General features: G+C 41.2%; 27 protein-coding genes, 1 tRNA gene and 1 pseudogene. 11 read left to right on the plus strand and 18 right to left on the minus strand.

Annotation, left to right across the window (positions count from 1 at the left end; genetic code table 11):
- The first annotated feature begins 159 nt into the window (after positions 1–159).
- The 3 genes from L3V77_RS07775 to fabV all read left to right on the plus strand — a co-directional run bounded on the left by L3V77_RS07775 (position 160) and on the right by fabV (position 4,670).
- Positions 160–786, plus strand: coding sequence for a TetR/AcrR family transcriptional regulator (locus L3V77_RS07775; RefSeq protein WP_275136492.1), 627 nt, complete (start codon positions 160–162; stop codon positions 784–786).
- 103 nt (positions 787–889) lie between these two features.
- Positions 890–3,172 carry an acyl-CoA dehydrogenase gene (locus L3V77_RS07780; RefSeq protein WP_275136493.1) on the plus strand — a complete coding sequence of 761 codons (2,283 nt, stop codon included), beginning with the start codon at positions 890–892 and terminating at the stop codon, positions 3,170–3,172.
- A 295-nt stretch (positions 3,173–3,467) separates the two neighbouring features.
- A complete protein-coding gene (fabV, locus tag L3V77_RS07785; protein ID WP_275136494.1) occupies positions 3,468–4,670 on the plus strand; it encodes an enoyl-ACP reductase FabV in 1,203 nt (400 codons plus the stop codon).
- Between the two features lie 81 nt (positions 4,671–4,751).
- Here fabV and L3V77_RS07790 read toward each other — a convergent pair whose 3' ends face one another.
- Positions 4,752–6,434: an aspartate:alanine antiporter gene (locus L3V77_RS07790; protein ID WP_275136495.1), complete on the minus strand. Its 1,683-nt coding sequence runs from the start codon at positions 6,432–6,434 to the stop codon at positions 4,752–4,754.
- 655 nt (positions 6,435–7,089) lie between these two features.
- Between L3V77_RS07790 and L3V77_RS07795 the strand changes: the two genes are divergently transcribed.
- The 3 genes from L3V77_RS07795 to L3V77_RS07805 all read left to right on the plus strand — a co-directional run bounded on the left by L3V77_RS07795 (position 7,090) and on the right by L3V77_RS07805 (position 8,299).
- Positions 7,090–7,410 (plus strand): DUF2845 domain-containing protein, encoded by a 321-nt coding sequence (locus L3V77_RS07795; RefSeq protein ID WP_275136496.1) that lies wholly within the window; start codon positions 7,090–7,092, stop codon positions 7,408–7,410.
- Positions 7,393–7,468, plus strand: a tRNA-Trp gene (locus tag L3V77_RS07800). The genes L3V77_RS07795 and L3V77_RS07800 overlap by 18 nt, the downstream gene beginning before the upstream one ends.
- A 336-nt stretch (positions 7,469–7,804) precedes the next feature.
- Positions 7,805–8,299, plus strand: coding sequence for a potassium channel family protein (locus L3V77_RS07805; protein WP_275136497.1), 495 nt, complete (start codon positions 7,805–7,807; stop codon positions 8,297–8,299).
- A 175-nt stretch (positions 8,300–8,474) separates the two neighbouring features.
- On the opposite strand, the gene L3V77_RS07810 is transcribed toward L3V77_RS07805, so the two are convergent.
- The 4 genes and pseudogenes from L3V77_RS07810 to L3V77_RS25075 all read right to left on the minus strand — a co-directional run.
- The gene (locus L3V77_RS07810) at positions 8,475–9,023 is read right to left on the minus strand and encodes a GPO family capsid scaffolding protein (protein ID WP_275136498.1); all 549 of its coding nucleotides are present in this window, start codon (positions 9,021–9,023) and stop codon (positions 8,475–8,477) included.
- Between the two features lie 77 nt (positions 9,024–9,100).
- Positions 9,101–10,129, minus strand: coding sequence for a P2 family phage major capsid protein (locus tag L3V77_RS07815; protein WP_275136499.1), 1,029 nt, complete (start codon positions 10,127–10,129; stop codon positions 9,101–9,103).
- A gap of 247 nt (positions 10,130–10,376) precedes the next feature.
- A complete protein-coding gene (locus L3V77_RS07820; protein WP_275134984.1) occupies positions 10,377–10,529 on the minus strand; it encodes a hypothetical protein in 153 nt (50 codons plus the stop codon).
- Between the two features lie 60 nt (positions 10,530–10,589).
- Positions 10,590–10,670: pseudogene (locus L3V77_RS25075) on the minus strand (MJ0042-type zinc finger domain-containing protein); the annotation flags it as partial.
- A gap of 760 nt (positions 10,671–11,430) precedes the next feature.
- Here L3V77_RS25075 and L3V77_RS07825 point away from each other — a divergent pair.
- Entirely contained in the window at positions 11,431–12,249 is an 819-nt protein-coding gene (locus L3V77_RS07825; RefSeq protein WP_275136500.1) for a hypothetical protein, read from the plus strand.
- Between the two features lie 107 nt (positions 12,250–12,356).
- A complete protein-coding gene (locus tag L3V77_RS07830) occupies positions 12,357–13,202 on the plus strand; it encodes a DUF2971 domain-containing protein (RefSeq protein WP_275136501.1) in 846 nt (281 codons plus the stop codon).
- A 12-nt stretch (positions 13,203–13,214) separates the two neighbouring features.
- Here the strand turns inward: L3V77_RS07830 and L3V77_RS07835 are convergent, their stop codons facing one another.
- The 7 genes from L3V77_RS07835 to L3V77_RS07865 form a co-directional block, all read right to left on the minus strand.
- Positions 13,215–13,457: an ogr/Delta-like zinc finger family protein gene (locus tag L3V77_RS07835; RefSeq protein WP_275136502.1), complete on the minus strand. Its 243-nt coding sequence runs from the start codon at positions 13,455–13,457 to the stop codon at positions 13,215–13,217.
- Between the two features lie 118 nt (positions 13,458–13,575).
- Positions 13,576–15,447, minus strand: coding sequence for a replication endonuclease (locus tag L3V77_RS07840; RefSeq protein WP_275136503.1), 1,872 nt, complete (start codon positions 15,445–15,447; stop codon positions 13,576–13,578).
- Between the two features lie 54 nt (positions 15,448–15,501).
- A complete protein-coding gene (locus tag L3V77_RS07845) occupies positions 15,502–15,693 on the minus strand; it encodes a hypothetical protein (RefSeq protein WP_275135630.1) in 192 nt (63 codons plus the stop codon).
- A gap of 9 nt (positions 15,694–15,702) precedes the next feature.
- A complete protein-coding gene (locus L3V77_RS07850) occupies positions 15,703–15,912 on the minus strand; it encodes a hypothetical protein (RefSeq protein ID WP_275136504.1) in 210 nt (69 codons plus the stop codon).
- 3 nt (positions 15,913–15,915) lie between these two features.
- Positions 15,916–16,143: a hypothetical protein gene (locus L3V77_RS07855; protein WP_275136505.1), complete on the minus strand. Its 228-nt coding sequence runs from the start codon at positions 16,141–16,143 to the stop codon at positions 15,916–15,918.
- 43 nt (positions 16,144–16,186) lie between these two features.
- Positions 16,187–16,360, minus strand: coding sequence for a hypothetical protein (locus tag L3V77_RS07860; protein ID WP_275136506.1), 174 nt, complete (start codon positions 16,358–16,360; stop codon positions 16,187–16,189).
- Positions 16,357–16,608: a hypothetical protein gene (locus tag L3V77_RS07865; protein WP_275136507.1), complete on the minus strand. Its 252-nt coding sequence runs from the start codon at positions 16,606–16,608 to the stop codon at positions 16,357–16,359. The genes L3V77_RS07860 and L3V77_RS07865 overlap by 4 nt, the downstream gene beginning before the upstream one ends.
- 116 nt (positions 16,609–16,724) lie before the next feature.
- On the opposite strand from L3V77_RS07865, the gene L3V77_RS07870 reads away from it, so the two are divergent.
- Together L3V77_RS07870 and L3V77_RS07875 are read left to right on the plus strand one after the other, a co-directional pair.
- Positions 16,725–17,486: a S24 family peptidase gene (locus L3V77_RS07870; protein WP_275136508.1), complete on the plus strand. Its 762-nt coding sequence runs from the start codon at positions 16,725–16,727 to the stop codon at positions 17,484–17,486.
- Positions 17,483–18,454 carry a tyrosine-type recombinase/integrase gene (locus L3V77_RS07875; RefSeq protein ID WP_275136509.1) on the plus strand — a complete coding sequence of 324 codons (972 nt, stop codon included), beginning with the start codon at positions 17,483–17,485 and terminating at the stop codon, positions 18,452–18,454. Before L3V77_RS07870 ends, L3V77_RS07875 begins: the two co-directional genes overlap by 4 nt.
- A 169-nt stretch (positions 18,455–18,623) precedes the next feature.
- Here the strand turns inward: L3V77_RS07875 and L3V77_RS07880 are convergent, their stop codons facing one another.
- Complete coding sequence (locus L3V77_RS07880) at positions 18,624–18,881, minus strand: GrxA family glutaredoxin (RefSeq protein WP_275136510.1); 258 nt, start codon at positions 18,879–18,881, stop codon at positions 18,624–18,626.
- A gap of 351 nt (positions 18,882–19,232) precedes the next feature.
- Here L3V77_RS07880 and L3V77_RS07885 point away from each other — a divergent pair, with 351 nt between their 5' ends.
- Complete coding sequence (locus L3V77_RS07885) at positions 19,233–20,471, plus strand: iron-containing alcohol dehydrogenase (RefSeq protein WP_275136511.1); 1,239 nt, start codon at positions 19,233–19,235, stop codon at positions 20,469–20,471.
- 190 nt (positions 20,472–20,661) lie between these two features.
- Here the strand turns inward: L3V77_RS07885 and L3V77_RS07890 are convergent, their stop codons facing one another.
- The 5 genes from L3V77_RS07890 to L3V77_RS07910 form a co-directional block, all read right to left on the minus strand.
- Positions 20,662–21,516: a MurR/RpiR family transcriptional regulator gene (locus tag L3V77_RS07890; RefSeq protein WP_195703156.1), complete on the minus strand. Its 855-nt coding sequence runs from the start codon at positions 21,514–21,516 to the stop codon at positions 20,662–20,664.
- A gap of 362 nt (positions 21,517–21,878) precedes the next feature.
- On the minus strand, positions 21,879–23,522 hold the full coding sequence (gene panP, locus L3V77_RS07895; RefSeq protein ID WP_275136512.1) for a pyridoxal-dependent aspartate 1-decarboxylase PanP: 1,644 nt from the start codon (positions 23,520–23,522) through the stop codon (positions 21,879–21,881).
- A gap of 129 nt (positions 23,523–23,651) precedes the next feature.
- A complete protein-coding gene (locus tag L3V77_RS07900; protein WP_275136513.1) occupies positions 23,652–24,164 on the minus strand; it encodes a hypothetical protein in 513 nt (170 codons plus the stop codon).
- Positions 24,165–24,319: 155 nt separating this feature from the next.
- On the minus strand, positions 24,320–25,225 hold the full coding sequence (locus tag L3V77_RS07905; RefSeq protein WP_275136514.1) for a lysine exporter LysO family protein: 906 nt from the start codon (positions 25,223–25,225) through the stop codon (positions 24,320–24,322).
- A 23-nt stretch (positions 25,226–25,248) separates the two neighbouring features.
- Positions 25,249–26,187 (minus strand): HDOD domain-containing protein, encoded by a 939-nt coding sequence (locus L3V77_RS07910; RefSeq protein WP_275136515.1) that lies wholly within the window; start codon positions 26,185–26,187, stop codon positions 25,249–25,251.
- Between the last annotated feature and the right edge of the window lie 244 nt (positions 26,188–26,431).

The following is a 26,431-nucleotide window of genomic DNA, read 5'->3' on the forward strand; positions in this document are numbered from 1 at the left end:
ACTTATATGACCCCCCTTATTCAAGACAGTTCAATTTAATTTCATTTCATTTATTGCTAAATTTTTTATGACTAATTCTCATAAATGTGATGTTAAATACTTGTTAATTATGTTCGGTGTATGTATATTTCAAACAGTTGTTTAATACGGTTGATTGAAATGGCTCAGAAAAACAAAACGAAAGATAAGATATTAGATGTAGCGGAGAGCCTATTCGCAGAGCAAGGTTTTAACGATACTTCATTACGAGCGATAACCAGTAAAGCTAATGTGAATTTGGCGTCGGTCAATTATCACTTTGGAGATAAAAAAACCTTAGTAAGGGCTGTACTTAATCGATACTTAGAAGCTTTTATGCCTGCCGTCGGTGAAGAACTGCGTATTTTAAGCCAAACAGATAATTTCTCAATGGAAGACGTATTTTCTTGTTTGAAGAAGCCATTGTTGCAACTCAATGAATTAAGACCTCATGGCGCATCTCGTTTTATGTCATTGATTGGAAGAGGCTATACCGATGTTCAAGGCCACTTGAGATGGTTTATCACCACCCGATATAATGAAGTGCTCTCTCAATTTACTAATTTGATTGTTAAAGCTAACCCAAATTTGTCACCGGAAACGCTTTTTTGGCGATTGCATTTTACGTTGGGGACGTGCGTATTCACTATGGCCTCAAGTCAGGCATTAAGTGAAATTGCAATTAACGATTATGGTCAAGCGGTTGATTCATCGGTAGTAATTAATCAACTTATCCCTTATCTAGCGGCAGGGGTTAGCGCGGATTAAGGGCTGAACAAGAAAAATAACTGTTTAAGCAAAGTGAAACGTTACCAATAACTAACTACTTATTTTTATAATAAAAGTACTTATAGAACAAAAGGATCGGACTATGTGCTCTCTACGTAGAAAATGGGTAAGCGACCCAGCATTTAAAATGTTTAAGAAAGTATTACCACCATTGTCAGACACAGAAAAAGAGGCAATGGAAGCGGGTAGTGTGTGGTGGGATGGCGACCTATTTTCTGGGTCACCAGACTGGCAAAAGCTGCACCATTATCCAAAGCCTTCGTTGACAACGGAAGAGCAATCGTTCATCGACAATGAGGTTGAAACTTTGTTGGAAATGCTGGATGACCATCAGATTGTTAAGAAAGACAGAGATCTTCCAAAAAATGTCTGGGACTATATTCTTAAAGAGCGTTTTTTCTCACTAATTATTTCTAAAGAGTATGGAGGAAGAGCGTTTTCTTCTCATGCTAACTCAACCATCGTGACAAAGATTGCCTCTCGTAATGGCAGTGCTGGCGTTACGGTAATGGTACCCAACTCTTTAGGCCCTGGTGAGTTGCTTTCTCACTATGGTACTCAAGAACAGAAAGACTATTGGCTACCAAGGCTTGCTGATGGGCGCGAAATACCATGTTTTGCTTTAACGGGTCCCGAAGCGGGTTCAGATGCGGGTGGTATTCCAGATATGGGTACGGTTTGTATGGGAATGCACGAAGGCGAAGAAGTCCTTGGCATGCGAATTAGCTGGAACAAGCGTTACATTACTTTAGCGCCAGTTGCTACTGTATTGGGCTTGGCATACAAGCTTCAAGATCCTGACGGCCTACTTGGTGGTGAGGTCGATTTAGGCATCACCTGTGCCCTGATACCGACGGATCATCAAGGCGTAGAGATTGGCGACCGTCATGACCCACTTGGCCTTGCATTTATGAACGGCCCTACTCGTGGTGAAGATGTGTTTATTCCGATGGACTGGGTAATCGGTGGTCAAGATTATGTAGGAAAAGGCTGGCGCATGTTGGTTGAGTGTTTGTCTGCAGGTCGTGGTATCTCTTTGCCAGCAATGGGTGCGGCAACCGGACACCTTACTTCACGTACGACAGGTGCTTATGCTTATGTACGTAAACAGTTTGGTTTATCCATTGGTAAGTTTGAAGGTGTCGCTGAAGCGATGGGCCGTATCGGTGGTCTGACTTATATGTTGGAAGCCACACGTACATTAACGACGACCTCACTCGATCTGAAAGAGAAGCCGGGAATTGTCACTGCTATTGCCAAATACCATATGACGGAAATGGCGCGTACGTTGCTTGATGACTCAATGGATATTCATGCTGGTCGAGGCATTCAACAAGGTCCGATGAACTATCTCGCGAACCAATATATTGGAGCGCCTGTTGCGATCACGGTGGAGGGGGCGAACATATTAACTCGTAACCTTATGATCTTTGGTCAAGGTGCAACACGTTGTCACCCATATGTGTTAAAAGAGATGGCAGCAGCCGCAAACCCAGACCAAGACCAAGGCGCTAAAGAGTTCGATGAATTGCTATTCAAACACATCGGCCATGGTCTCAAGAACACCTTTGGTGCTTTTACTGCTGGCATCACTGGCTCAGCGTTTATCAAAGCGCATATGAGTGGTCCAACAAAACGTTATTACAAAGACCTAACTCGTATCAGTCGAGCTTTGGCACTTAGCTCTGATGTGGCGATGGCGACGTTGGGTGGTGATCTAAAACGTAAAGAGATGATATCGGCAAGATTAGGCGATGGATTGAGTTTTCTTTATATGGCGTCAGCGGTACTGAAGAAGTACGAAGATGAAGGACGTCAGCAAAGTGACTTGGTATATGTGGATTATTCTATCCAACATTGCTTGTATCGCGCTTCCCAAGCGCTACAAGAAACGTATACCAATTTCCCTAATCGTATCGCTGGACACATGTTAAGTGTGCTTGTATTCCCATTAGGTAATCACTTTAAGAAACCAGCGGATCAGTTGTCTGTTAAGATTGCAGAATCTTTGATGACGCCGGGCGCGCATCGTGACCGCTTAACTCACCTATGTTACGTAGGCGTGAAAGACGATGATGCGGTTGGGTTGATGGAACGCGCGTTTATCAAGTTGTATAGTGTTCGCGGGCTTGAAAGAAAACTCATTCAGGGCGTTAAGGATGGTAAGGTCGTGAGAAAAGGTCCGTTAGTCGAACGTCTACAACAAGCTTTGGAAGCGGGTGTTCTTACCCAAAAAGAAGTGGAGCAGATTAATGATGCTGAAGCGCTACGAAGTAAAGCCATTCAAGTTGACCACTTTAGTCATGATTTCTCTGAAGTGAAAACTTATAAGCAATCAGAACCAAAGCTCAACAGTGTCGCTTAGCGTTCGTTTGGTTAAATAAACCCAATAAAAATTGGACACCAAAGGCATCTCATCTGAGATGCCTTTCTATTGTCTAATCCCAAACTGTATTTATAAAAAGTGATAATGGTCTTGTTTGACGCTGATTTCGGTTATACGTGCGCCATTTTATGCGACAACTACTCCAACCACTTATAAATCAACAGTAATTTATAAGAAAATTGATGCGATTTCTTGATTAACCTTTTATTCTAGCCAGAATATTAAAGGCAAAGTTGTTACTATTGCCCAAGCTTTATATTAAAGGACGCTGAAAATGATCATCAAACCTAGAATTCGTGGTTTTATTTGCACCACTACACACCCAGTAGGTTGTGAAGCAAACATCAAAGAACAGATTGCTTACACCAAAGCTCAAGGTCCTATTGTTAATGCACCAAAACGTGTTTTGGTGGTTGGTTCTTCTAGTGGTTACGGTTTATCTTCTCGAATTACCGCTGCATTTGGTGGTGGGGCTTCAACCATTGGTGTTTTCTTTGAAAAAGCGGGTACCGAAAAGAAAACAGGAACAGCAGGTTATTACAACTCGGCTGCCTTCGAAAAGCTAGCACATGAAGAAGGGCTATACGCGAGAAGCTTAAATGGTGATGCGTTTTCTAATGAAGCAAAACAGAAAACGATTGATCTCATTAAAGAAGATTTGGGTCAGATCGACATGGTCGTCTATTCGCTGGCTTCACCTGTACGTAAACTGCCTGACACAGGTGAGTTGATACGTTCAACATTAAAACCGATCGGAAGCGCTTATAGTTCCACTGCCGTTGATACAAATAAAGATGTGATCATCGAAGCGAGTGTTGAACCAGCTAACGAGCAAGAAATCAATGATACGATTACCGTTATGGGTGGGGAAGATTGGGAGCTATGGATCAATGCTTTATCTGAAGCCGGTGTGTTAGCTGAGGGATGCAAAACCGTTGCCTATAGCTACATTGGCACGGAATTGACGTGGCCTATCTACTGGGACGGCGCGCTCGGTAAAGCGAAGATGGATCTAGATCGTGCAGCCCATGCACTCAATGAGAAATTGGTGGCGCTTAATGGCAGTGCCAATGTCGCGGTACTAAAGTCTGTTGTTACACAAGCAAGTTCTGCTATACCGGTTATGCCTCTTTATATCGCGATGGTGTTTAAGAAGATGCGTGAAGAAGGCGTACATGAAGGTTGTATCGAACAGATCCAACGCATGTTTAGCCAGCGTCTGTATAAAGCGGATGGTTCAGTTTCAGAGGTGGATGAAAGTAATCGTTTACGTCTTGATGACTGGGAATTGCGCGATGACATTCAAGAGTACTGTAGCGAGTTGTGGCCTCAAATTACGACTGAAAATCTGAAAGAATTGACCGATTACGTTGAGTATAAAGAAGAATTCTTGAAGCTATTTGGTTTTGGCGTTGATGGCGTCGACTACGAGGCGGATGTTAATCCTGCTGTCGACTTTGATATCATCGATATCTAAGTTTACGTGGTAATAAAAAAGCGCTCATTTGAGCGCTTTTTTGATCATAAGGACAAGACGATAGCGTGGGCTTAAATTGACTCAGCTCAAAATGATGAGTAGGGTGCCTGCAAGTGTCATCAAAATATTCGCGATAGCGTAAGTACCTGCATAACCTAGTGCTGGGATCGTGGACCTTGCATATTCGTTAACAATGTCCATTGCTGGTGCACAGGTTCTCGCACCAATGATTGCTCCAAAGAGTAGGGCTCTATTCATTTTAAAGACGTAAGCACCAACAAGGTAAGCGAGGACTACTGGAACCACGCTTACAATCAAGCTTATTAGTATGATCTGTAATCCGGTTTGATTCATAAAGGTGAATAGATTTCCACCCGCACTAAGACCTATTCCTGCCATAAAAAACATTAAGCCAAGATCCTTCACCATATTCAGTGCGCCCTGAGGAACGTAGCCAAAGGTTGGGTGATTTGCTCTTAAGAACCCAAGGGTAATACCTGCGAGTAAAAGTCCAACTGCATTACCTAAGCCAAAGGTGACTTGACCGAAAGTCATGGTAACTAACCCAAAGAGAATACCAAGGATAAAAAAACTGCAAAAAGCCAATAGATCCGCCATTTGGCTGTGTATAGATATAAAACCAATACGTTCGGCTAGCCCTAACACGCGGCTCTTTTCACCACTAACCTGCAGAATGTCACCCTTAGCTAGAACAATGTTGAGGTCCATTGGCATTTCAATCTGAGCTCTGACTACTCGGTTTAAGAAACAGCCATATTCCGAAAGGTTAAGATCTGACAGTTTTTTACCAGATATGCTGTCACTTTTTACGACTATCTCTTCTTCAACAATTCGAAGGTCAAGTAAATTGCGGTCGAATACCTCTTTACCATTTCTAAAACTCGGGTCTAAGCGGGCATGGCTATCGGGATAACCAACCAATGCGATTTCGTCGCCCTCTTGTAAGATGGCATCTCCATCAGGATGGGCGAGTATGCCGTTGCGCCTGATTCTTTCGATGTAACAACCAGTTTGACGATAGATACCCAGCTCTCGAAGGTTTTTACCATCGATCCAATTAATGAGCTCCTTGCCGACACGATACGCTCGAATAATCGGCAAATAAACCTTTCTATGGGCGGCACTACCAATACCACGTTCCTGTGCTATTTGTTCTGCACTATCGTGTAAATCTTGCTTCTGCAGCTTGGGTAGTAGTTTCGCAAACAGTATCATACTTATCAAACCAACCAGATAAGCCAGCGCATAGCCAACAGATAGGTTCTGTAACACCAGTTCCATGTCTGCATTATGCGGAAGTGTGGCTAAACCCGAATTCAGAGCATCTTGTGCACCAACCAAAACCGGCGTTGCAGTTAATGCTCCAGCCATTAGTCCAGCCGAGAGACCGTAATCTAATCCAACCAAGCGGCTAGCGAAATAGGTTAGAGAAATAGCAGAAATAAGCACAATTAAGCTCAGCATCAAATAATGCTTACCATCTCTAAAAAAGATGCCGAAAAAGTTGGGTCCAGCTTCAATGCCGACGCAATAGATAAATAGCATGAAACCAATGGTTAATGCTTCGTGGCCAATTGAAAACCCAAGGTTACCCATGACGAGAGCGGTAATAAGCACGCCAATTGAGTTTCCTAATTGAAAACCACCAAAGCGTATTTTACCTATTGCTAAGCCAATGGCGAGGACGACAAAAACGAGTAATATTTGATTCTGTTCAAGGATTAAAGCGACATCAATATTCACAGATTTAACTCAAAAATTTATAGTTTGAAATAGAAGGCGTATGAATGAATTGTATCTGAATATTTATAAAAGATAAGCGTAATTTAAGCTTTTCTTTGATTATTGGAAGAATACCAAGCTGAACAATGTAAATGTCATTTCTCAGGCGGTTCAAGAGACGCCATTGAAGTCTGCTTAATGCATCTGCATTGCTGGTTCAGTCAATTGTTCAGATTACTGTAAACCGATGAGGTATATGTACTTAGATAAAATTTGAGTACAAAAAAAGCCCTAGAAAGGGCTTTAATTATGAACATATCTATATGATTTATAAGTAATTATATTTTATTAGCGCCACTAAGTGACCACTACTTATTTTTTAACACTTTTTTGCTTACTTGAGGAACCCTATTGTCTGTCATAGTATCCATGCCGAGTGGCAAGCCCTGTCTTGGTCTTTTTATGATTCTATCCTATTGATTTATAGGGTAATGATATTAATTATCCCAAAGGAATAAAATTAACCATGCTAATCATATAAAATGTGTTGCTTTTCAATCTATAAAATATTTACGATAATAGCCAAGATTAGAAGCACCTAATCACTGTACGGTTTTAAGTACCACACAATAAATTAAAATAACCGCACATTAAACGTTGGTAACCGAGGTAACCTATGAGCTTTTGGGAATTTTTAGTAATCGTAGTTGTATTTGCAATCTTCTTTAATGTCATTTCAACCAGACAACGAAGAAAACGCCTCATGGCGAAATATAGAAACGAACATATAGTTAACCGTCTTATGAAAAAAACTTTTTGGCAAGGACAAACAAAAGACGAACTAATTGACTCTTTAGGAAAACCACAAGACATCTCTCAAAAAGTTCTCAAAACAAAAACAAAAGAGATTTGGAAGTACAACAAGTCGGGCAAGAATAGATATGGACTAAAAATTACAATAGAAAACGGTCTTGTCATTGGGTGGGACCAAAAATAGGACAAAATTTTGCGGATTCCAAATCCGCGTGTTGGGAGTTCGAATCTCTCCACCCCTGCCTTTTCTTTTTGCATATCTATGCAAAAAGAAAAGGCCACTCTTCGGAGTGGCCTTTTTGTCATTTCAGATTCTATATTTCGTTGTTCCTAGCAAACTATTATCTCCACAGTCTTTTAGATAGTTTTGTCAATGTGTTTGATGTAAAGCAGATGTGCTGTCATATTGGAGATATACGGATTACAAGCGCATACTGTTATTGGTATGAAGGCCGCTATGCTGTTAGTGTATTGTTTTATATAGAATAAAAAGGCGATCTTTGTAGTTGCATCAGAGGTTATGTGGCAATGTGTCATATAATGAGCGTAAACTTTTGTCGTTAATTTAGAGGGAAGCTATGAGTTGGAAAACGATTTGGTTAGGGCTGATTAACTGGGTATTTCCTATTTTGGTGATAACGCCGTTGATAATGTATTTACACGTGTTCGTAGAGAATTCCACCGTATACGCATTAACATCAGCATGTATGATATTTATCTACTATGTGTTTACATTCTTTCGTTTAGAGTCAACGTTAAGTAAAACTCATCGTTATGATATGGCGATGATTCCTGTAGTATATGTACTGGTACTAATCATAGTCGCTGCTTTGTTTTCATTCCCATTTATTATGACTAATGCTTTTCTAAATACAGGGAAGTACATATCATCGTTCGATATTTTTTACTATTGCATGATTTCTTTGACGTCAGTAGGTTATGGCGATTTATCTCCTGTAAGTACTGCTGAACGAATCTTAGCTATTGGAATGTCTTTAGTAGGTACATTGCATATGGTTATGTTTATTTCAGTTTTAGTTGGAAAACTTAGTGTTCTGAATAAAAAAAGCTAGTAAACGTTTAAGGTTTAAAGTTACTTGAACTAATCTCTGGAGCTTGTGTACGAGCACAAGTTCAAACTCATTTATGTCTGAAAGTAAGTAGAGATTTCTGACTTCATAAAAATGAATGAGTAATAGAAAGGCCACTAGAAATAGTAGCCTTTTTGTATTTTGACGTCGTGAGAGGTCAAAGGTACATGTCTTCCTCTTCCTCTCTATCAGACTCACCTGTAAGTGCAATGGCCTGTATGGTTAGGTTCTCTACTTGAGCAGATAACTCGGTGACTCTGTTTTTCAAGACACTGATTTGATCTTCTTTCTTATAGAACGAACTCTTCTTCACAACGTTATTCGTAGAAGTAGCTGAAAGATGAATTTGAGTGGTACCTAGAGAGGATGGGTTATCCGTTAACGCAAGGCCAGTTAAGTAAGCTTTGCCTGTGCCTGCAAACTCTTCTATGTACTCACAAGCCGCGTGTAACAGTTGTCCTTGCTCAACGGTATGCAATAGCCTTGAATTAGGCTTTAGCACCGCATAGAGCTTGTTACTATGCTTTTTTAGTGAAGCAACAGAGCCAAGCTTTTCACCTCTTCGTTCTTGGTCTTTATTTATGCGAGCGGTATAAACACTTGGGTTATAACTCTCTGCCATTTCGTCGATAATTTGCTGGCTGATTTCTCTACCACCAACAGACACACCTGCGGTTAAAATACAGATTGGATCAGATATAAACATATGTTGTCCTCTTCTTCGTATTGAACGAACGAGCCCGACCAAGTGATAGGCGAGCTCCTTTCACTAAAATCTTGGGGCTATTTCCAAGCACCATTTTTGTTAAGTTTGACTGCATCGAAATCAATGGCAGCGGCTTTGTCTAATTGCTCAATGATGTAACACAGCGACATTGATTCGAAGCTCTCTAGACGGTTGAATCTATCGTTGCGTCTTCCAAATGAACGCCTAAAGGCGCGAGCTAAGAAGTAAATGGATAGGTTGTCGAAACTGGTGACCATGATACCCCGTGCAGGAAAACAAGACGGCATAAAGGCAGGCATGGCGCCATAGGATTCTTTAATCTGTCGCATCTCTATTTGGTGAACGGGTTGCTTAGGATCAACACGTTTTTGATAGAAGCTGGCCGCATCATGAGCCACTAAATCACTGCCAAGTAATACAACGAGGTCGTTAACATCACGATGACGGGGCGCTATTTTCGCCTTCACAGCGGACACGGCTTCATTAACGCTAGCGTAGTGACCATCTTCACCAATACGTATCTCTTCGCTCTCAGGGCTTAATATAGACGCTTCTCTGTGGTCTCTTAACGCTTGAATCCAACCTTCTGTTACATCTTCGCCGTTGGGGTTAAGTGCTTCGTCGGAATCATCGGCGGTCTCTTTACCAAAAAAGCCGACGCGTATTAAATCTAAGTTCGCATGCTTTTGCATTTCACGCTCAAAACAGTCATTAAAGTCGTCATGGTGCGCCCAAGCATCCATCGTTTCGTAGGAGATAGCAGAATCAAAGTTAACTTGTTTACATTCATAAGGCATTCCAGTGCTCGGGTTTATTTTGCGCGGTATGCGTGTTCCGCCCTTGGCAGTATCGGTACGTGCTGCAATGAGCTTGCCACTGCCTAAGCCTATCGAATTGTCCATATCTCGCACCACTAGAACGAGGTTGATGCGATTGAGAAATTCATCCGTTTTTCTCATTCGGATGAGTTCGCCTCTGGCCTGTGAACTCTCGACATAAAACCCCCCGTCTTGGTTAAGGGTGTCATATTGTTTTTGCTTATCGTCTTTGTATGCGCGGAATTTAATATCTGTGTTTGTGTCCATGGGTTGTCCTGTTGGTTATTAAATGGATCTATTTCGTGAGGTTCTATTTAACCGATTTAAAAGACGTAACTGCACTGGATAGAATTCTAGATAGCGGTTCTAGAAGGTGATAAGCAAGATTGCGGCGGCGGGTTGGGTATTATGAAGAGGTGAGTTTGGTTTCCTCTTCAGTTTCTTATCTCACAATCATCTGTTGGAAAACTCTAAAGCCGCTCTCTCTGAGCGGCTTTTTTGTGTCTGTTATTTATTAAACGGTTTGCTTGAATACCATCGCTGGCCCTACAGGCTCATCACTTGGCGGTCGTTGTGATGGGGTCAGCATGCTAATAATCTTCTCTCGTCTCTTTGCTACTTCGGGTTGTGCCTGCTCATCAGGGGGTTGGCTATTGGAATTCTCCACAATAAATTCTTCAAATACAGCGTACTGGCGAAATCGTGCCTGGCACGTTGTGCAATGACAGCAAAATTCCCTTACTTCATTGGAAATTATCCGCGAAGTTACGATTCGATATTTCGCACCGCAGTTAGGGCAATCTAACATGTGGCCTCCGGTTTCTTTGGAAGATTAATACCTCCAATCAGGCTTAGAGATACCTTGAAAGAAGAAGAGCAATTCAAGTTAGAGCACTGACATGAGTGTTCACTCTGCTTGGCTGTTTGTCTCTGTTTGCTAATGACGTGCGCTTTGGAATAGCAAATCGGACACGTTACATACATACGTTTTCCCTCAATTCTAAATGATGCCTTTAGAATGACGGTATCAACTCGGTGATCTTCTGAATATTCAATGACTTTCTAAAATCCAATTCTAGAAAATGGCTGATGCGCAACTGTGCGTATTTTTGCGCGCAGATAGCGCGCGCAGGCCCCGTTCGGACTCACCCACCCCTCCGCACCGAAATTCCGCACGTTAAATTCGCGCAAAATAGGGCGCATGGTGTATATGGCTTGAAAGCTTGTTGGATAAGGGCTTGAGAGCGATTCCTAAAAAATAGCAGGATCGCAAACGTGCGTTTTTTTGCGTTTTAATTAAAAAATGCGCATTCAGGCTGTTTTTATACAGAAAAAAGAAGGTATCGTTCACTAAGGGGGAGTGAAACTTGTTGAGTAAAGAGTCAATTCAAAAGACCACACAACTTGTTGCATCCAAATATTCTCTAAAATCTAAATGGACTTGTCTTTTACACTTCCGTTTGCCCGAACTCGATTAATTATAAATGACGTATGGAAGTCAAACAGCCATGTGTCCTAATAGGAGTTGGCTCTCAGGTTGTGAACTTAAACTTCAGTTGGAAAAAATAATGAAAGAAATAAAATTTAAAATCTCTTATCGAAAAGGTGAAGCGCATGAGGGACGTCTTGATATGTATGATGCGTCTACATCATTACAAGGTTTTGCAAAAGCACTTTCCATTACTACACATGCCTTATTAAACGATGGTGAGATCAAGAAAAAGGGTAATAGAATTGAAGGAGCAAAAATATATATTCATCCATCAAGAAAAGGTTCTTTTGAAGAGCTTATTACTTTAGCCGTAGAAGAGAAAGTAGCTCTATCAATAGGAGCGAGTGTAATAGCTAATGTTTTCTATGACTTAATCAAGTGGACATGGAACCAAACGTTAGACAAAACATATGAGCCAGCTACACCTCATGTAAAAAAACTTCATAATCGTGTGGAGCATTTTATTGGTGAAATGGAAGAAGCTTTAGAAATCCCACTAGAACAAGCTCATCGTCCAATAAAACAAAATGATGACATGACTATTTCAATAGTACGCACAAAAGTTGGTGATGTTGTTACGCTTGATAACAATACTTTGAAAAGTGTCTCGTTATACACAGAAAACAATCTAATAACGGAGATTATAGGCAATATAACTCGGTACAATATTCTTTCTGGGTTTGGTCGATTCTACGATGATGAGTTAGAGAGAACGGTGTCTTTCAAGCTACAAGAAAGTGTAAGCTCCAACCAGAAGCAGCTCCTAACATGGTCAATGCACCATGCTCAAAATGGAGATGGAGGCAAAATAAAACTAGAGGTCAAACGCGTGATGTCTGCAAAAGGTGCGGTAAAACGTTATCTAGTACACAAGGTAGCGCAAGCGGTGATTTAACAATGAATAGTGACACACGAGATTTTGGGTTTGCAGTGATGAATAAAGCTAATTTCAATTGTAAACCCGTCACTCTCAGGAATAAGATATCTAACTAAGGAAAAAACATGCTCTATAAATATACTGCACCTGACGGCATTATTAGCTTAAAAAACAAGAGTTTTAAAATTACGCCTCCTAACCAGTTCAATGATCCTTATGAGTTCATCCCTCGAATTTCTAATGGCACAGATCATGAAGAGATGAAAAAGTACTTACTAGATGAAGAAAACTTAGTCGAGTTCTATGAGGAAGTAATTGAACAGGAGTTATTTAAGGGCACATATGAAGAGTTCAAGGATGATATCGTAAATTCTGCTGATAGGTTTGTGTCCACGATAGTTGACAACACTATGGATAAGGACACTCAATGGCAAAGTGCGCAGGACTTTTTAGAAATAATAAGTCAGATAGTAGGGGTGTTTTGTCTCACTAAATGTCCCTCGAATATTTTGATGTGGTCCCACTATGCTTCTAGTCATACAGGTATCGTTATTGGAATAGAGGAAGGTAGCCAATTTCTCGACAATTCGGATGGTGTACATAGAGTTGAATATACAAACGAACGACCAGAGTTAGATTTATCATGGTTGGATGGAAGTAAGAATATTGCTGAATTTGGCATAGAAGTTCTAAGAAAAAAATTTTCATGTTGGGCTTATGAAGAAGAGGTTAGAGCAGTATTCAGCTTAGCCGATAGCAAAGCTTTTGATACCGATTATGGGACTATATTTCTCAGAGAATTCGATCCTAATTCTATCCAAGAGGTGATTTTGGGTTGTAGGTGCTCACCTGAACTAGAAGACGAAGTAATTGATATTCTAAGTGATGAATGCTATCTGCATGTGAAGTTAAAAAAGGCAACCTTAGACCCTATTAACTATAAGATAAACTCAGAACTAATCCTTGATTAGTACGCTGAACAATTAAGTCTCCACAAACAAATCAATCTGATCCAAATCCTCCGGCCTGCACAACTCAGGTTGGAGGTTCGGATTAGGCTTTCCCCCAACTGGTTTAATAATCCGATGCACTGATGTGTAGGTCACGAAGATAACCCCGCAATTTAAGTTCATGCACTGACAATATGCCTCGCGTGTCTCTTTGCTCATGGCTCGCGAAGTGGCTATTCGGGCTTTGCTTTCACATTTTGGGCAGGTAATTAACATCGTTCCTCTCTTAATACACTAACGCGCTTCGCTTGTTGAAACACCCATCGAGCAAATCAGGCTTGTTTTACTCGATGGCCGTTTGGGGATTGCATCTGAAAATCGTTTTTAGCCGCGTTTACGTCACGGCTAACCGTCCATTTCGAATACTCACTGTCATGTGCTCATCGATTGGGACTTTCTCGCCCCGTTCTAGCGGAGTGAGTAGGGTCTTAACTCGTTTGGCATTCCATCCTGTGACCACCATGAGGGCTTTTTCTAACGGCGAAAGTGGCTTTTCAGGAGCAGGGTTACAGTTATTTTCAGTGCTCCGAGACGGGACTCCGTCCCTTTTTGGAGTCGCTTTTAAATCGGATTTTCTAATGATTTCCCACTGCGCTTTGATGGTGTTAACGCAATGGTGCATGAAGGAGAACCCAACGATTTTCTTTACCGTTTCAAAATAGCGGTTCTCTTTCTCTTCATAGGTAATTTGCGCGTCTCCGATGCCTTGAACAAAGTCTTTCCATCTTGATTTGTCGGCATGGCCGTGTAGGTCGGTGAGTTCATCACATTTGAGTGCTTTAATTTCCTCGGTCGAGGTTTTGCGCAGTGCGCGCCAAATCGAGACAGGTGCGCCACCGAATTGCTGAAACTGGCGAATGCGCCAAAGGGAAGCCCAAGCGCGCACCGATTGCGCGGCTTTTTTGTCGGCCTCGGACATGTGCGAGCCGTTAAGGTTTTTTGCTATGTACTTAGCAATGTAGGCCGTTGCGCCACCCTTGGAAGGGTCGCAAAATTTGCAGTCGAAACGCGCCCTTAGTACCGGCTTATTTCGCTTCTTCAACTTGCCGTTAACCGTCTTGTAGTAAAGCTCTTGTTTATCTTCTTCAATGGCAATGTCTCGCAATGTAGAAACAATGAGCTCTTTTTCATCTTCTTTACAAAATAGGAAATAGTGCGCGTGCGCGGTTCCGTCTTTGTGTGGCTCGGCTACTCTAAAACCGAAATAATCTATCCCTTGCTTAGCAAGTATTGCCCTTGCTCGTGACCACTGTTTCATGAGGTTTTGGTGTCCCTCTTTCGGGTTTGCACCATTCCAATTCTTACTGTTTCGGTGGTACTTACTCGCCAGTGTCCACGTAATAAACGCGGCGGTGTATCCTTTAGTGTTGGCCAGCTCTTCAAAGCCTCGACTTCTTACCATCATTTCAATACGGCGGTTCTCAGGGTTCGATGTGCTCGCCATGAAGACATTTTCTAAATCAACGCTGATATCTTCATCCGCATTGTAGATACAATAATCGGCTAGGAACTTAGCTTGTTTATCTTGCGCTTCTAGAAAGTTATTGAGCGTCATGGCGCTGACGTATTTTGATTGATTGGCATTGCTGCCTACACGACTAAGCGCGATTTGTGAGTACTCAATGTACTCAAACTTTAAACGCTCTAATCGGTCGTTTATCCAATCGTCTGTGGTCATCTTAGTGATAGCGGTAAAGTACTGCTCGAAAGTAGGGCGCTTGGGTAGTCGAGGCGGCGTGATGTGATAATGCCTTATTAATTTAGACAGCTTTCGGCACAGTAAACGAAGGTGATGTTCATCGCCGTCACCATCAAACTCAAGAATTAGTTTTTGTAGGTGCGTGACGAGCGTTAAACCAAATTCTTTACGCTTCTCATCAAGCATTAGAATGTCATGCGTCAAGGCGTTCATGTCGGATTTGATACTGGTTTGAATCTTGCCGATGCGTCTTTTTTTACGTTCAGTGTAACGGGTGATTTTGCGGTATTCATTGCGGTCAATGCGACGACTGGCGAAGGGGTAGCGGTGTTCGATGTGCTCAGCAGACAGAAAGCTTTTCTTTGTCACTTCCCTTGCGAAGGATTCAAGACTGCTACGGGATGCGTTTTCACGCTTTGAACGGGCATAAACTTTTTTGTTTATATCACTCACCACAAACTTAGGCAGTGTTGGGTAAAAGTGTGTTTGAAAGCTAGATACTATCATGGCTTTGTTTGTTCCTCTTCTTCATGCTGTCACCAGTGACGGACGCTATAAAAGCTATATACGCTCTAGGGAAACAAACTTTCCTGACTGTACATCGCGCAAGGTGTTAAAGGTTAAATTCCGATGGTCACAACAAGCCGACGCAAGTATTTTAAATTCCGGCTCACGCTCAACCGGAACCCATACCGTGACCTTTTTTAGTCCTTTTTCATGTTGGGCTAATTCATACTTTTTATTGCGTGACATGGGCTTGCCTTATTGCGCGTTCAGGCGAGGGGATGCATTGACATTGCACACCTCATTGATGGCTGAATGTGCCTCAGCTTGAATGCGTTTCCACATAGTCAATGTGGCGCGCTCCTGCTCTGTCGGGAGGTGTATAATTTCGCTAATACTATCGGCGGCTAAGGTATACAAACTTTCTAGCTCTTCTAAGGAGTGAACCTTAATAGTGATATTTGCCATGCCTTAGCCCTCATCCTGATAATCAGACTCATCGTCACTATTGGCTTGTAGCTTTTCCATGGCGTTTCCGGCTTCAAGGTGGATTTGTTTCCACATCATGCTAATTAACGTTTGGCTCGTGGTGAGGCGACTTGCATCCCCTTCTAATAGAGCGTTGTGCCTGATAGCGGAAACATTTTGCAGGTTCAACGCTTCTTCAAAGGTGTTGATATCAATTGAGATAGTGACCATTAGTGATTTCCTTGTAGTCGTCCGTTTGTTTGAATTCTTATCGTTATTCTTCCAAGCTTTCTAACAGTTGGATTGCATCAATGAGTTGTGTTTGAATGGTGTCGAGATAGTCTCGATGCGCGGCAATGATTTTTCCGGCGGTCACGCACTTTAAAAGGACTTTTGCTTCACTCGAATGTGAAAAATCTATATTGATGCTGTGTAGTGGCGTACTCATATCGTTGACTTCCAATCTTGATTTTCTTGTGCCTGCTCTTTCGCATATTGAGCAAGGGCCAACATGTTGACAAAGCGCTTGCCGCGTCTTTTACCAGTGCGACGAATCATTGGTAAACGACCTTCATCACCCGCACTATTTACAGCATTAACCGTCATGCCCGACAGTTCGGCAAATTTTTCAGGCGTGACGAATGGCGCATAATTGGCGGCTTCAATATTTATTTTTGTTTGTTCATGGTCTATCATGCTACTTACCTCTATATGTTTTGGCGGGTTATGCAATGCCATTTCATGTTTTGTTATTTACTGGTACTTATTAAAAGTGTTTGGTCATGCCATGTCAATGAAAAAAGGAAAAAATTATGCGTGAATGGTTTCTTAGTACGGAACTGCTCGAACTAGATGGCGTACCCTCTAGCACTACAGGAATTGCCCAAAAAGCAAATAGAAACAATTGGTTAAAAAGAAAGGCGGTAGGAAGAGGTAAAGCCTTTGAATACCATTTCTCTAATTTTCATGCTGATGTGCAAAAACAAATAATTGAGAAGTACATCACAACACCTGATGACTTAAAAAGTTCAGATTATGGCGAGATAGACAAAGACAAAGCATACGAGTCTATTATCAGGCAACTTAATGAACGTGCTAAAACATATGAAAGCAACGCGTCAGAGATGATTCCTCTATCTCATTTTGAAAAATGGAGCAAACTTCCTGTATACGATGTTTACGCTGCCGCTGGGGCAGGTTCTTTGGTTCAAACCGAATATCAAATAGGGACATTTCACATCCCAACCGAACTGCTTAATGAATTCGGACTAGATGACAAAAATAGTTCAATCATTTTTGTAGATGGCGATTCAATGGAACCAACGTTAAGCCACAAAGATCGGCTATTAGTAGATATAAGAGAAACTCAACATCCCGTTTCAAATGGTGTTTACGTGATTCGTATAGATGATGCTGTATATGTTAAACGTCTTAGTTGGGACATAGCTAATGGGCTATATAACGTCATTTCAGATAATCTTAAATATTCCGCCTTTCAGATTAACCACAATAATGGCCGCAACTTTAAAATTATTGGCAAAGCCGTAACGATAGTTATGAAACCTATATTATGAGCATCAAAAAAGAGGGTGATAAATGGCGCGTCGATTTACGCCCTTCGGGGAGGAACGGTAAACGATTCAGAAAGTTATTTGATAAAAAAAATGAAGCTCTAGCGTATGAAAAACACATTCTAGCGACTCACCACAATAAAGAATGGTTAGGACTACCAGAAGATAGGCGGCAGCTTTCTGAGCTTATTGAGATATGGTGGAAAAAGTCAGGTCAATTTAAACGATCAGCAGAAGACTATCGCAATAAATTAAATATCATCTGCAATGAGCTAAATAATCCTCAAGCAAATAAAATTAATAATTCATTAATTTCTGATTGGAAAACATACCGTTTAGAAAAAGGTCAATCACCTGCCACTATCCGGCGCATGCTATCCCCATTAAGCAATGTTTTCACTGTCCTGATTGATAGCGGTGACTTTACAGCGCAACACCCAATTAAGGGGATTTCTCGCCCCAAAGAGCCTGTTAGAGAAATGACTTTCTTGACGTATGAACAAGTAAAAATACTATTGAATGATATCTCACACGACAAAGAAATGGTCAGTGCCGTAAAAATCAGTTTGGCGACGGGTTCCCGATGGACGGAAACTATTTCTCTTAAGGCTACGAATCTCACTCCGTATCGAATTCGTTTTACAGATACTAAGACAGGTAAACACCGTACTGTACCGATAAGCAAAGCTCTTTATGAGGAAGTATATCCAGAAGACGGCGGCGCATTATTTCTTACAAATCCACACCACAATCTTAGACAAAGGATTGGTAAATTGTTCGATCTACCGAAGGGACAAAAGAACCATGTTTTAAGGCATACTTTCGCGAGTCATTTCATGATTAATGGTGGTAGTATTTTGACACTTAAAGAAATTCTTGGTCACTCTTCTATAACGCAGACTATGACTTATGCACACCTAGCCCCTGACCACTTACAAGATGCTGTAAGACTAAACCCACTCGATAATTAATGTCCACTAATTGACCACAAACATCATGTTTAGTCACTTTTTACCATATCGAACTCAATAAAAAAGCCTTGATAAACAAGGCTTTCATGCTACTTCATTTGACATCATTTCTATTTTTAAGCCCTAGAAAGGGCTTTAATATCAGATAACTCGTGTTGGACACTTTATACTACAAGCCTAAGTTCGCTCTAGCGTAAGTTTCAAATTCTGTGCAACCACCAACATGGTCTTGATCGATAAAGATCTGAGGCACTGTTTCTACAGGTTTACCCACTGTTTTCTCTAGATCCGCTTTGCTAATACCTTCAGCGTGAATATCTACATAACGATAGTTAAAATCATCACGACCTTCTTTCAACGATTCCGCGATTTCTTTCGCACGGACACAAAACGGGCATGCAGGGCGACCAAAAATAACAACAAACATAACTTCTCTCCTAAATCTGTTTAAGCTAACTAATTCGCTATGGATTAACCATTTTTTATGGACTAACGATGTTTTTATGCGCTCACTATGCCCTAATATTTGAAGAAAATAAAGATGGAATATCCTTTGAATCTGATAGGTATAATCTATCATTAAATATAGGTGAAAGAATATACGTCGAATTGTTGGTCGAGACAGGCGTCGAGCTTGTCATTCCATATACATGCACAATGTGAACAAATACATAGTTTTACAATTACACTCGAGAGAGTGCACGCACATTGTACTAAATCAATAAACAAGAACTCAAACTCAAGCAACCTAGTTTTAGAAATTTTAATGGAGGTCTGCATGTTTCAGTTTATGACATCGGCAAAGGTTATATTTGGTGAAGGAGCACTTAATTCGTCCTTATCTGTATTCAACCAATATGGGTATAGTGTTTTACTTGTGACTGGAAAAAACATGGCTCGCGCCGTGCCTGTAGTAGGTTATTTGAAAAGCCAAAATATGCGATACCAACATGTATCGATATCGGGTGAACCCAATATCTCCATGGTAGAAGAAACGGCTGTAGTGGGGCGTCGATTTAAGCCAGATATGGTCGTAGCGATAGGGGGTGGGAGCGTTATTGACATGGGAAAAGCATTATCAGCGATTATCCCAAATCAAGGGGATCTTTATGACTACGTTGAAGTTGTTGGTCGAAGTGTCCCTTTAAAAACCAAACCGCTTCCATTTATCGCTATCCCAACCACGGCAAGCACGGGTTCAGAAGTCACTAACAAAGCCGTGTTGAGGTCTGGTCAAGACAGGGTTAAGGTGAGCCTTCGTTCACCCGATATCTTGCCAGACGTGGCGATTATTGACCCAAAGTTAACCTATGACACCAACCTGAATATATCTAGCAGAGGTGCGCTCGAAACCTTTACTCATCTGATGGAATCTTATGTGTGCGGCGACCCAAACCCGTTGACAGATACAATTTGTGAAGAAGGGTTAAGGCGATTGACGGAAGCGGCCATTCCAGGCTGTAAAAATAATGATTATAAAGCGAGATCAGACCTAGCCTTTGCGGCAATGCTAGGTGGAATGGCCATTAGCAACGCTAAGCTGGGCGCTGCTCATGGTTTAGCCTCATCTCTAGGGGGAAAAATAGAGGCTCCTCACAGTATTATTACCGCAAGACTGGCCCCTTTTGTCATGGATGAAAACATCAAATCGGCAGAGGATATGGGACGAGGTGATATTCTTAATCGCTACCGGGAGATAGCCAAAATCGTCACCGGAAATCCTGAGGCAAATTATTTGGACAGCGTAGCGTGGATCAAAATGATGTTAGAACGGCTTGAGTTGCCGAATCTAAGTGAGTTTGGCATCTGTAAGACATCATTCCATCGAGTGGCAAGGGATGCAATGCAATCGTCGTCAATAAAAGGCAATCCGCTACCGTTAAATGAGGACCGTTTGGTTTTCATTCTTCAGCAAGTCTGCTCATGTGAAGAGCCTACTGGCCTCGATGATGGTGTTGTGGTGTCAGGCAGCGTCAAAATTGAAGAGGTAGATTTTCAATCTAGAGAAGAGGTGTAGTTATTACCCACAAATAGCGCAGAATAAAAACGAAGTATCGGCACTGAATATTGATCGGTAAAAATAAAGTATTGATGAGGATATTGTTATTCCCGTGAGAACGGGAATCTTTTTGATATTCGATCCCCAACTTTCGTGGGGATGAAGTGTTTCAATCGCTCTACATTGATCGTTTGATTGATAGCCAGTTTTACAACTGGGTTATCTTATCGTATCGAGAATCTTTCAATGCATCTTTTACCCGTCGTAAATTTTCTCTAAAACCAGAACCACGACGAAGTGTAAATCCGGTGGCAAGTACATCAATCACGGTCATTTGTACTACGCGGCTTGCCATTGGCATATACACATCAGTGTCTTCGGGTACATCTAAAGTAATAGATAGTGATGCGGCTTTATCAAGTGGCGAGTCCTTCGACGTGATCGCAATGACGGTCGCGCCATTTTCACGTCCTAGGTTTGCCACCTCAACCATGCTTTTGGTTCTACCAGTATGCGAGATTAAAACAATCACGTCATTGTCGGTACAGTTGATACAGCTCATACGCTGCATAACAATATCTTCAAAGGAAGCAATTGGAATATTGAAACGAATAAATTTATTTTGGGCATCTTTCGCGACGGCTGAAGATGCGCCTAGGCCAAAGAATGAAATGCGTTTTGCCTGGGTAAGAAGATCAACCGCTCGGTTTATTTGAGAGGCGTCTAGGCTGTTTTTTGCAACGTCCAAACAGGCCATGGTTGACTCAAATATTTTGTGAGTATAGGCGTCAGGTCCATCGTCTTCTTCTACGTTTCTATTAACGTAGGGCGTGCCGTTTGCTAGGCTTTGCGCAAGATGAAGTTTAAAGTCTGGGAAGCCTTTAGTATCGAGCCTTCTACAAAAGCGATTTACAGTTGGTTCACTTACGTCGGCCATCTTTGCCAGCGTGGCGATGCTAGAATGAATCGCGGTTTGTGGCGCCGCCATAATAACTTCAGCCACTTTACGTTCAGATTTGCTGAAATTCTCTAGGCTTTTTTGAATTTTTTCCAGTGTATTCATAATATTATCTAATAGTTAATGCAGCGAGTAAGTGTGTGGCCCTATTCAACTCAAGGTCAGAAAACCAAACATTTAAAAAAGTGAGTTCATCAATAAGTAAGAGAACTAAAAGCCGTCTAAGTTATAGAAAATATGCTTATTATTCGATAATTTACGGCTGTATTTAGTATAAACCTATCTACCGCTGTGCTTGAAACAAAAGCGAGTGAAAATGACGACTAATTGGCGAATCTATGACAAAGTTCAAACAAAATTTCAGTTTTGGAAGCGGATGATTGATATATGCGCAAAAACCATGCGGTTTTTGCTACATATTGATTTGATAGTTACAGGACACCGAAAAAAAATTACAGTTCTGAAAATCACTTAAGAATTGAATGTGTTAATTTGGTTATTTCTTTCATTAACGAACCGCTGTTCTCTGAGATTTCTCGTTGCTCATCAAGTACTGACTGTAAAATCTCTTTGGTGGTAAGCGGATTGGCCAATACAACTCGAAATACAATCGTATTCATTTTGTCCCAGTTATGTGGGTTGAGTTTGGTCCGCGACACGAAAGTTTTTCCTTCTTCTCGTTGTCGTTTCTGTACATATTTGGTTAGCCCATTTAATAGCCGATGTAGCTTTTTTCTCTGATCTTTATCGGCAACGAGTAAAGCTTTAGCTGTTAATGATGGAACATATCGATAAGTTAATAGGCAAAGTTCAGGCTCTGAGATAAGTTCAAAATCGGGTTGTTGTTTAATTAGGCCAGCAAAATACTTCGCTTTCTCGATGCTTTGGTCGATAAGCAATTCATAACCAGGCCGACTGATTATATGCATGCTGGAATAAACAAGCATGGCCATACCAGAGCGTGACCCCTCTAATGTATGGCTACCTAAATCTTTTGACCCTTTTCTTAATATGTATTCGGCATGGTGCTCAATTGCCGCCATGTCATCCGGGTTTTTGAACAAGACCATTCCCGCGCCCATTGGAATGTAGAGTTGCTTGTGTGCATCTATAGTTACTGAGTCGGCTAACTCAATACCATCCAGGAGGTGACGGTGGTTGTTTGACATTAATGTCGCGCCACCCCAAGCCGCATCCACATGGAAATGACACCCTTCGCGTTGACTAATTTCTGCTATCTCGCGAATGGGATCAATGTTGCCTGTTTCCGTTGTGCCTGCAACACCAATTATCGCGAATGGTTTGATGTTTTTGTGCTTCAACTCAGCAATTTTTTCTTGGAGCGCTCGGGTACATAGTCGATTATTATCATCGGTTTTAATTGGGATCAGTGAATCCTGCCCAATACCCAGTATATTCGCGGCTTTCTTAAGTGAGTAATGGCCTCTATCTGAAACCAATATAGCTAAGCCTTCATAACCATAATGTTTCATTGCATTGAAAAGCCCTTCATTTTCAACACCATTAAATTCGTTATCAGCCTTGAGAGCATTATTTCGTGCTACCCAGAGTGCCGTAATGTTGGCAATGGTCCCACCGGAACAGAACGAGCCTAATGAGTGTTTGGCGCTATGCATCCATTGCTCATAAAATGCGTCATCTTGCTGGTATATAAGGCGATGTAACATACCCAATACTTGTCTCTCAAGAGGTGTGAACGCTTTGGAGGTTTCTATCTTCACTAAGTTTTGATTTAAAGCGATCATTATCTTTGACAAAGGCATCAAGAAATAGGGCAATGCCGACGTCATATGACCAATAAAACTTGGTGCAGATGTATGTACTGAATGAGAAACGAGGGTGTCCAATAAGTGCTGAGTATGATCGGAAACAAATACAGGCACCTCAGGAATAGCCGCTTCAGAGAAATCTTTTTCAATTTCGCGCAGCGGTTTTTCTTCGGCGACGATATGTTCGCGCAAAAATTCATTTAAATTTTGCGACAGTTTCGCTTCAATTTGAGTGAGTGCAGAATCTGCGGCTTCTGGGATAGTGAAGATTCGAAGCAAGCTTTCAAGACTTACATCTGCTGTTTTGTTTTTCGTTACCATACAAAAGACGTATTTAATATTATCAACTATTTTGAGCCGCTCAATCTAAACGAAAACGGGAGCAATGTCCCGTTTTAATTGTGAAAACTCAATTCTTAAAGATGATGCAGTATGTGAAAACCTGTTTAGTTACAGGCAATTAACTTCTTCTGCTTCAGTTATGGCTTGATTGTACTTGCTTAATACATCATCAATTTTATTTGGATGACTAAGTAAATCTGCGAATGCAGAACGTAATTCGTAGTTCTTCGCATGAGGTTTCGACTGTCTATCATTGAAGCTATCTGAAGCCAGTTTGCCTAATTCATCGTCACGACTAACAAGGTTTTTTATATCGATTTGTTCTAGTTGTAACCATGCTTCGACAGGCTTTTCTGTTGACACTTTGCTCATGTCTTCATTCAGATAATAGTGTACGGCACCGCGATTTAGTTCGAAATGGTTTTTTCGACCATTATAGAACCATGCGCCGACCTCTTCTAAATCCGGATATTGTTGAGTTGTCAATTCGATGAGATCTTGATACCAGGTTAAAGACGCATCGATGTAGGCGTCATATTTATTTGACAGGCATTGTGTATCAGCTGCTTGAGACAGTGTTGAGGCGCTACACAATAGAGCTGCAATGAGAAAGCGTTTCATTTACGTTCCTTGGGCATGTTCTTAGGCGAATAACTTGCTCGCAAAAAAAGCGGCAATAAACAGGTTTTAATATAAGTAATCAAGTTTACACTAATGTAGCAATAAGTAACATCTCATTAACGGCTTTGAAAAGAGTTGGTTATCACATTTTTTACTCAGCTACTTAACGAAACGAAAAAAAGCATAAATAGAGGGACAAGCAAACTTAGAATGAAGCCACTAACTATTGCAATTGGTACACAGCGTACCCCACCAGAGGTTTGAATGACGGGCAGGGTAAAGTCCATCGCTGTTGCACCAGCATAACCGATAGCAGTACAGGGTAGACGTTGAATTAACATCGGTATCATGACCAAAGCAACAAGCTCTCTTAAAAGTTCTATCATAAAAGAAGCGCCACCATACACAGGACCAAACGCATCTCCCATTAGGATGCCAGAAAGCGAATACCATCCAAACCCAGAAGCCATCGCTAAACCACGAGTGAGGGGAATATCTAACCATAGAGCAGCAAGTAGGCCACCAATCCAAGATGTGAGCACGATAACGACTGCGATGATCATGCCATGTTTATTCAGCAATATCTGCCTAAGTGTAAGACCACTGTTTCTAAGTTGAATACCAATAAGAAATAATAGGAAAAACAGTATCCACTCACTCGCGCTTTCAACCCAATGGAGATCAAAGTTAAGTAACAATCCAACAGCTAAACCAGAGCCCACGACCAAAATGAGTTTCCCTGACTCTAACGCCATCGAAGAGAGTGGGAGTTTTTTGTTGGATTGTTCAGTTTTGAGTGGAAATAGCTTGTCAATAAAGGGTAGCACTAACAAATTACACATTCCCATTAGAAGGAAAAATGTTGAGGTGAATTTTAGAATAGTTTGTAAATTGGCACTTAAGTTATCCAATGCAGCTAAACTAAGCCCCATTAAGAAAAGTATCACATAGACCAATCTAGACGTATTACTGTTGATTTGGTCGAGTAACTTTGCATTTGATATAGAAAATAGATACCCCACAACCAGTGGGGTAAAAATAAAAATCATCCCTGAAAACATGGTAGAACCTGTGTGATTTGAGGCTATAGCCCGGTTGCCGTCATAACATCCGCAATGCGGGTGTTAAATTCATTCATTGGTAGGTTACTTAGCTCATACATGGCTTGTGCACCTGCAAGATTAATCTCGACATGGTGGTCGTCAATAGCTTCATCTTGTTTTCTAAACATCAGAAGATGGTGAGCGATGCGAGCAATATCCAAATAGCTTATTTCTTCATGTTTTTCCTGTTCATCAGTGCGTTTTTGGTGTTTTTCGTTCGTCGCTACCTCGAGAAAATCGCTATCAAATAACCAATGTTTTAGGACCAGTTCACTCGTCACGGCGCAACTTGATTCAAAGATGTGCATAGCTAATTGCTCATCTATATAATTGCCATTGTCCAGATAATAATGGTATTCGCTTACCAAACAAAAAAGCCCAATATCGGCTAATAACCCTACAAGTAACGCTTTTTCAGCTTCTAAGTAATCATACTCTTCAGGTTGATAGTTCTGTATTTCTTGAGTCACTAATAGCATTGTTGCCGCTAACTCTCGTGACGTTGCAGCACTGTTGACCAATATTTTACGACATTGCTTTGATAGATGAGAACTGTGCTTAAGTTGCTCAATAGACTGCGCAGTTACAATATCGCGGACTCTATAGATACCTAATCTACATACCGCCGTTTGTATATCTGTGCAGGTAATATTCCGTCTGTTAAAGAAGATAGAATTAGCAACACGAATGACAACGGCTGCCAAGCTCGGGTCATCAATAAGACACTCCGCAATATCGAACACACTTGTTTCTTCTCCGATGCTCAATTGCTGAATTTTAAGCACCACTTCGGGTATTGGTGGCAATGTTATGCGCCCGGTTTGAATTGATTGCTCTACTAATTGAGCAAATTCAGATTCTAATCCGTCTAAAAGGGCTGTTTTGTTTTCAGGCAGCCAAAAAAAAGATAAATGATTCATGAAGTTCGTCCTAATTACTTGGCATCAATCTTACATGCGGTTGTTGCTCTCTGCCAACCACATATTCAATTAATTGCGCCACTATTTGGTAAGGCGTTGTCTACGTAGGCTGCGACTACAGCAGAAAACGTAACAAAAGATGTCTTCTTGAGTGATTTCTTTAATTTTGTTGAGTATTCACGTGAAGTTAGTCGAAAAATAAACCATTTCATACCGCTTAACGTCTAGTTATTCCGCCAACCAA

The sequence above is a fragment of the Vibrio sp. DW001 genome (assembly GCF_029016285.1).
In the GTDB taxonomy this organism is placed as follows: domain Bacteria; phylum Pseudomonadota; class Gammaproteobacteria; order Enterobacterales; family Vibrionaceae; genus Vibrio.

Coding starts and splice junctions, on each gene's coding strand:
- L3V77_RS07845 (WP_275135630.1), bottom strand. CDS start 15,693: ATGTCACGCAATAAAAAGTATGAATTAGCCCAACATGAAAAAGGACTA.
- L3V77_RS07855 (WP_275136505.1), bottom strand. CDS start 16,143: ATGGTCACTATCTCAATTGATATCAACACCTTTGAAGAAGCGTTGAAC.
- L3V77_RS07880 (WP_275136510.1), bottom strand. CDS start 18,881: ATGTTTGTTGTTATTTTTGGTCGCCCTGCATGCCCGTTTTGTGTCCGT.
- L3V77_RS07875 (WP_275136509.1), top strand. CDS start 17,483: ATGAGCATCAAAAAAGAGGGTGATAAATGGCGCGTCGATTTACGCCCT.
- L3V77_RS07780 (WP_275136493.1), top strand. CDS start 890: ATGTGCTCTCTACGTAGAAAATGGGTAAGCGACCCAGCATTTAAAATG.
- L3V77_RS07900 (WP_275136513.1), bottom strand. CDS start 24,164: ATGAAACGCTTTCTCATTGCAGCTCTATTGTGTAGCGCCTCAACACTG.
- L3V77_RS07830 (WP_275136501.1), top strand. CDS start 12,357: ATGCTCTATAAATATACTGCACCTGACGGCATTATTAGCTTAAAAAAC.
- L3V77_RS07860 (WP_275136506.1), bottom strand. CDS start 16,360: ATGAGTACGCCACTACACAGCATCAATATAGATTTTTCACATTCGAGT.
- panP (WP_275136512.1), bottom strand. CDS start 23,522: ATGGTAACGAAAAACAAAACAGCAGATGTAAGTCTTGAAAGCTTGCTT.
- L3V77_RS07840 (WP_275136503.1), bottom strand. CDS start 15,447: ATGATAGTATCTAGCTTTCAAACACACTTTTACCCAACACTGCCTAAG.
- L3V77_RS07805 (WP_275136497.1), top strand. CDS start 7,805: ATGAGTTGGAAAACGATTTGGTTAGGGCTGATTAACTGGGTATTTCCT.
- L3V77_RS07865 (WP_275136507.1), bottom strand. CDS start 16,608: ATGATAGACCATGAACAAACAAAAATAAATATTGAAGCCGCCAATTAT.
- L3V77_RS07825 (WP_275136500.1), top strand. CDS start 11,431: ATGAAAGAAATAAAATTTAAAATCTCTTATCGAAAAGGTGAAGCGCAT.
- L3V77_RS07890 (WP_195703156.1), bottom strand. CDS start 21,516: ATGAATACACTGGAAAAAATTCAAAAAAGCCTAGAGAATTTCAGCAAA.
- L3V77_RS07835 (WP_275136502.1), bottom strand. CDS start 13,457: ATGTTAATTACCTGCCCAAAATGTGAAAGCAAAGCCCGAATAGCCACT.
- L3V77_RS07885 (WP_275136511.1), top strand. CDS start 19,233: ATGTTTCAGTTTATGACATCGGCAAAGGTTATATTTGGTGAAGGAGCA.
- L3V77_RS07870 (WP_275136508.1), top strand. CDS start 16,725: ATGCGTGAATGGTTTCTTAGTACGGAACTGCTCGAACTAGATGGCGTA.
- L3V77_RS07810 (WP_275136498.1), bottom strand. CDS start 9,023: ATGTTTATATCTGATCCAATCTGTATTTTAACCGCAGGTGTGTCTGTT.
- L3V77_RS07815 (WP_275136499.1), bottom strand. CDS start 10,129: ATGGACACAAACACAGATATTAAATTCCGCGCATACAAAGACGATAAG.
- L3V77_RS07850 (WP_275136504.1), bottom strand. CDS start 15,912: ATGGCAAATATCACTATTAAGGTTCACTCCTTAGAAGAGCTAGAAAGT.
- L3V77_RS07775 (WP_275136492.1), top strand. CDS start 160: ATGGCTCAGAAAAACAAAACGAAAGATAAGATATTAGATGTAGCGGAG.
- L3V77_RS07905 (WP_275136514.1), bottom strand. CDS start 25,225: ATGTTTTCAGGGATGATTTTTATTTTTACCCCACTGGTTGTGGGGTAT.
- L3V77_RS07795 (WP_275136496.1), top strand. CDS start 7,090: ATGAGCTTTTGGGAATTTTTAGTAATCGTAGTTGTATTTGCAATCTTC.
- fabV (WP_275136494.1), top strand. CDS start 3,468: ATGATCATCAAACCTAGAATTCGTGGTTTTATTTGCACCACTACACAC.
- L3V77_RS07910 (WP_275136515.1), bottom strand. CDS start 26,187: ATGAATCATTTATCTTTTTTTTGGCTGCCTGAAAACAAAACAGCCCTT.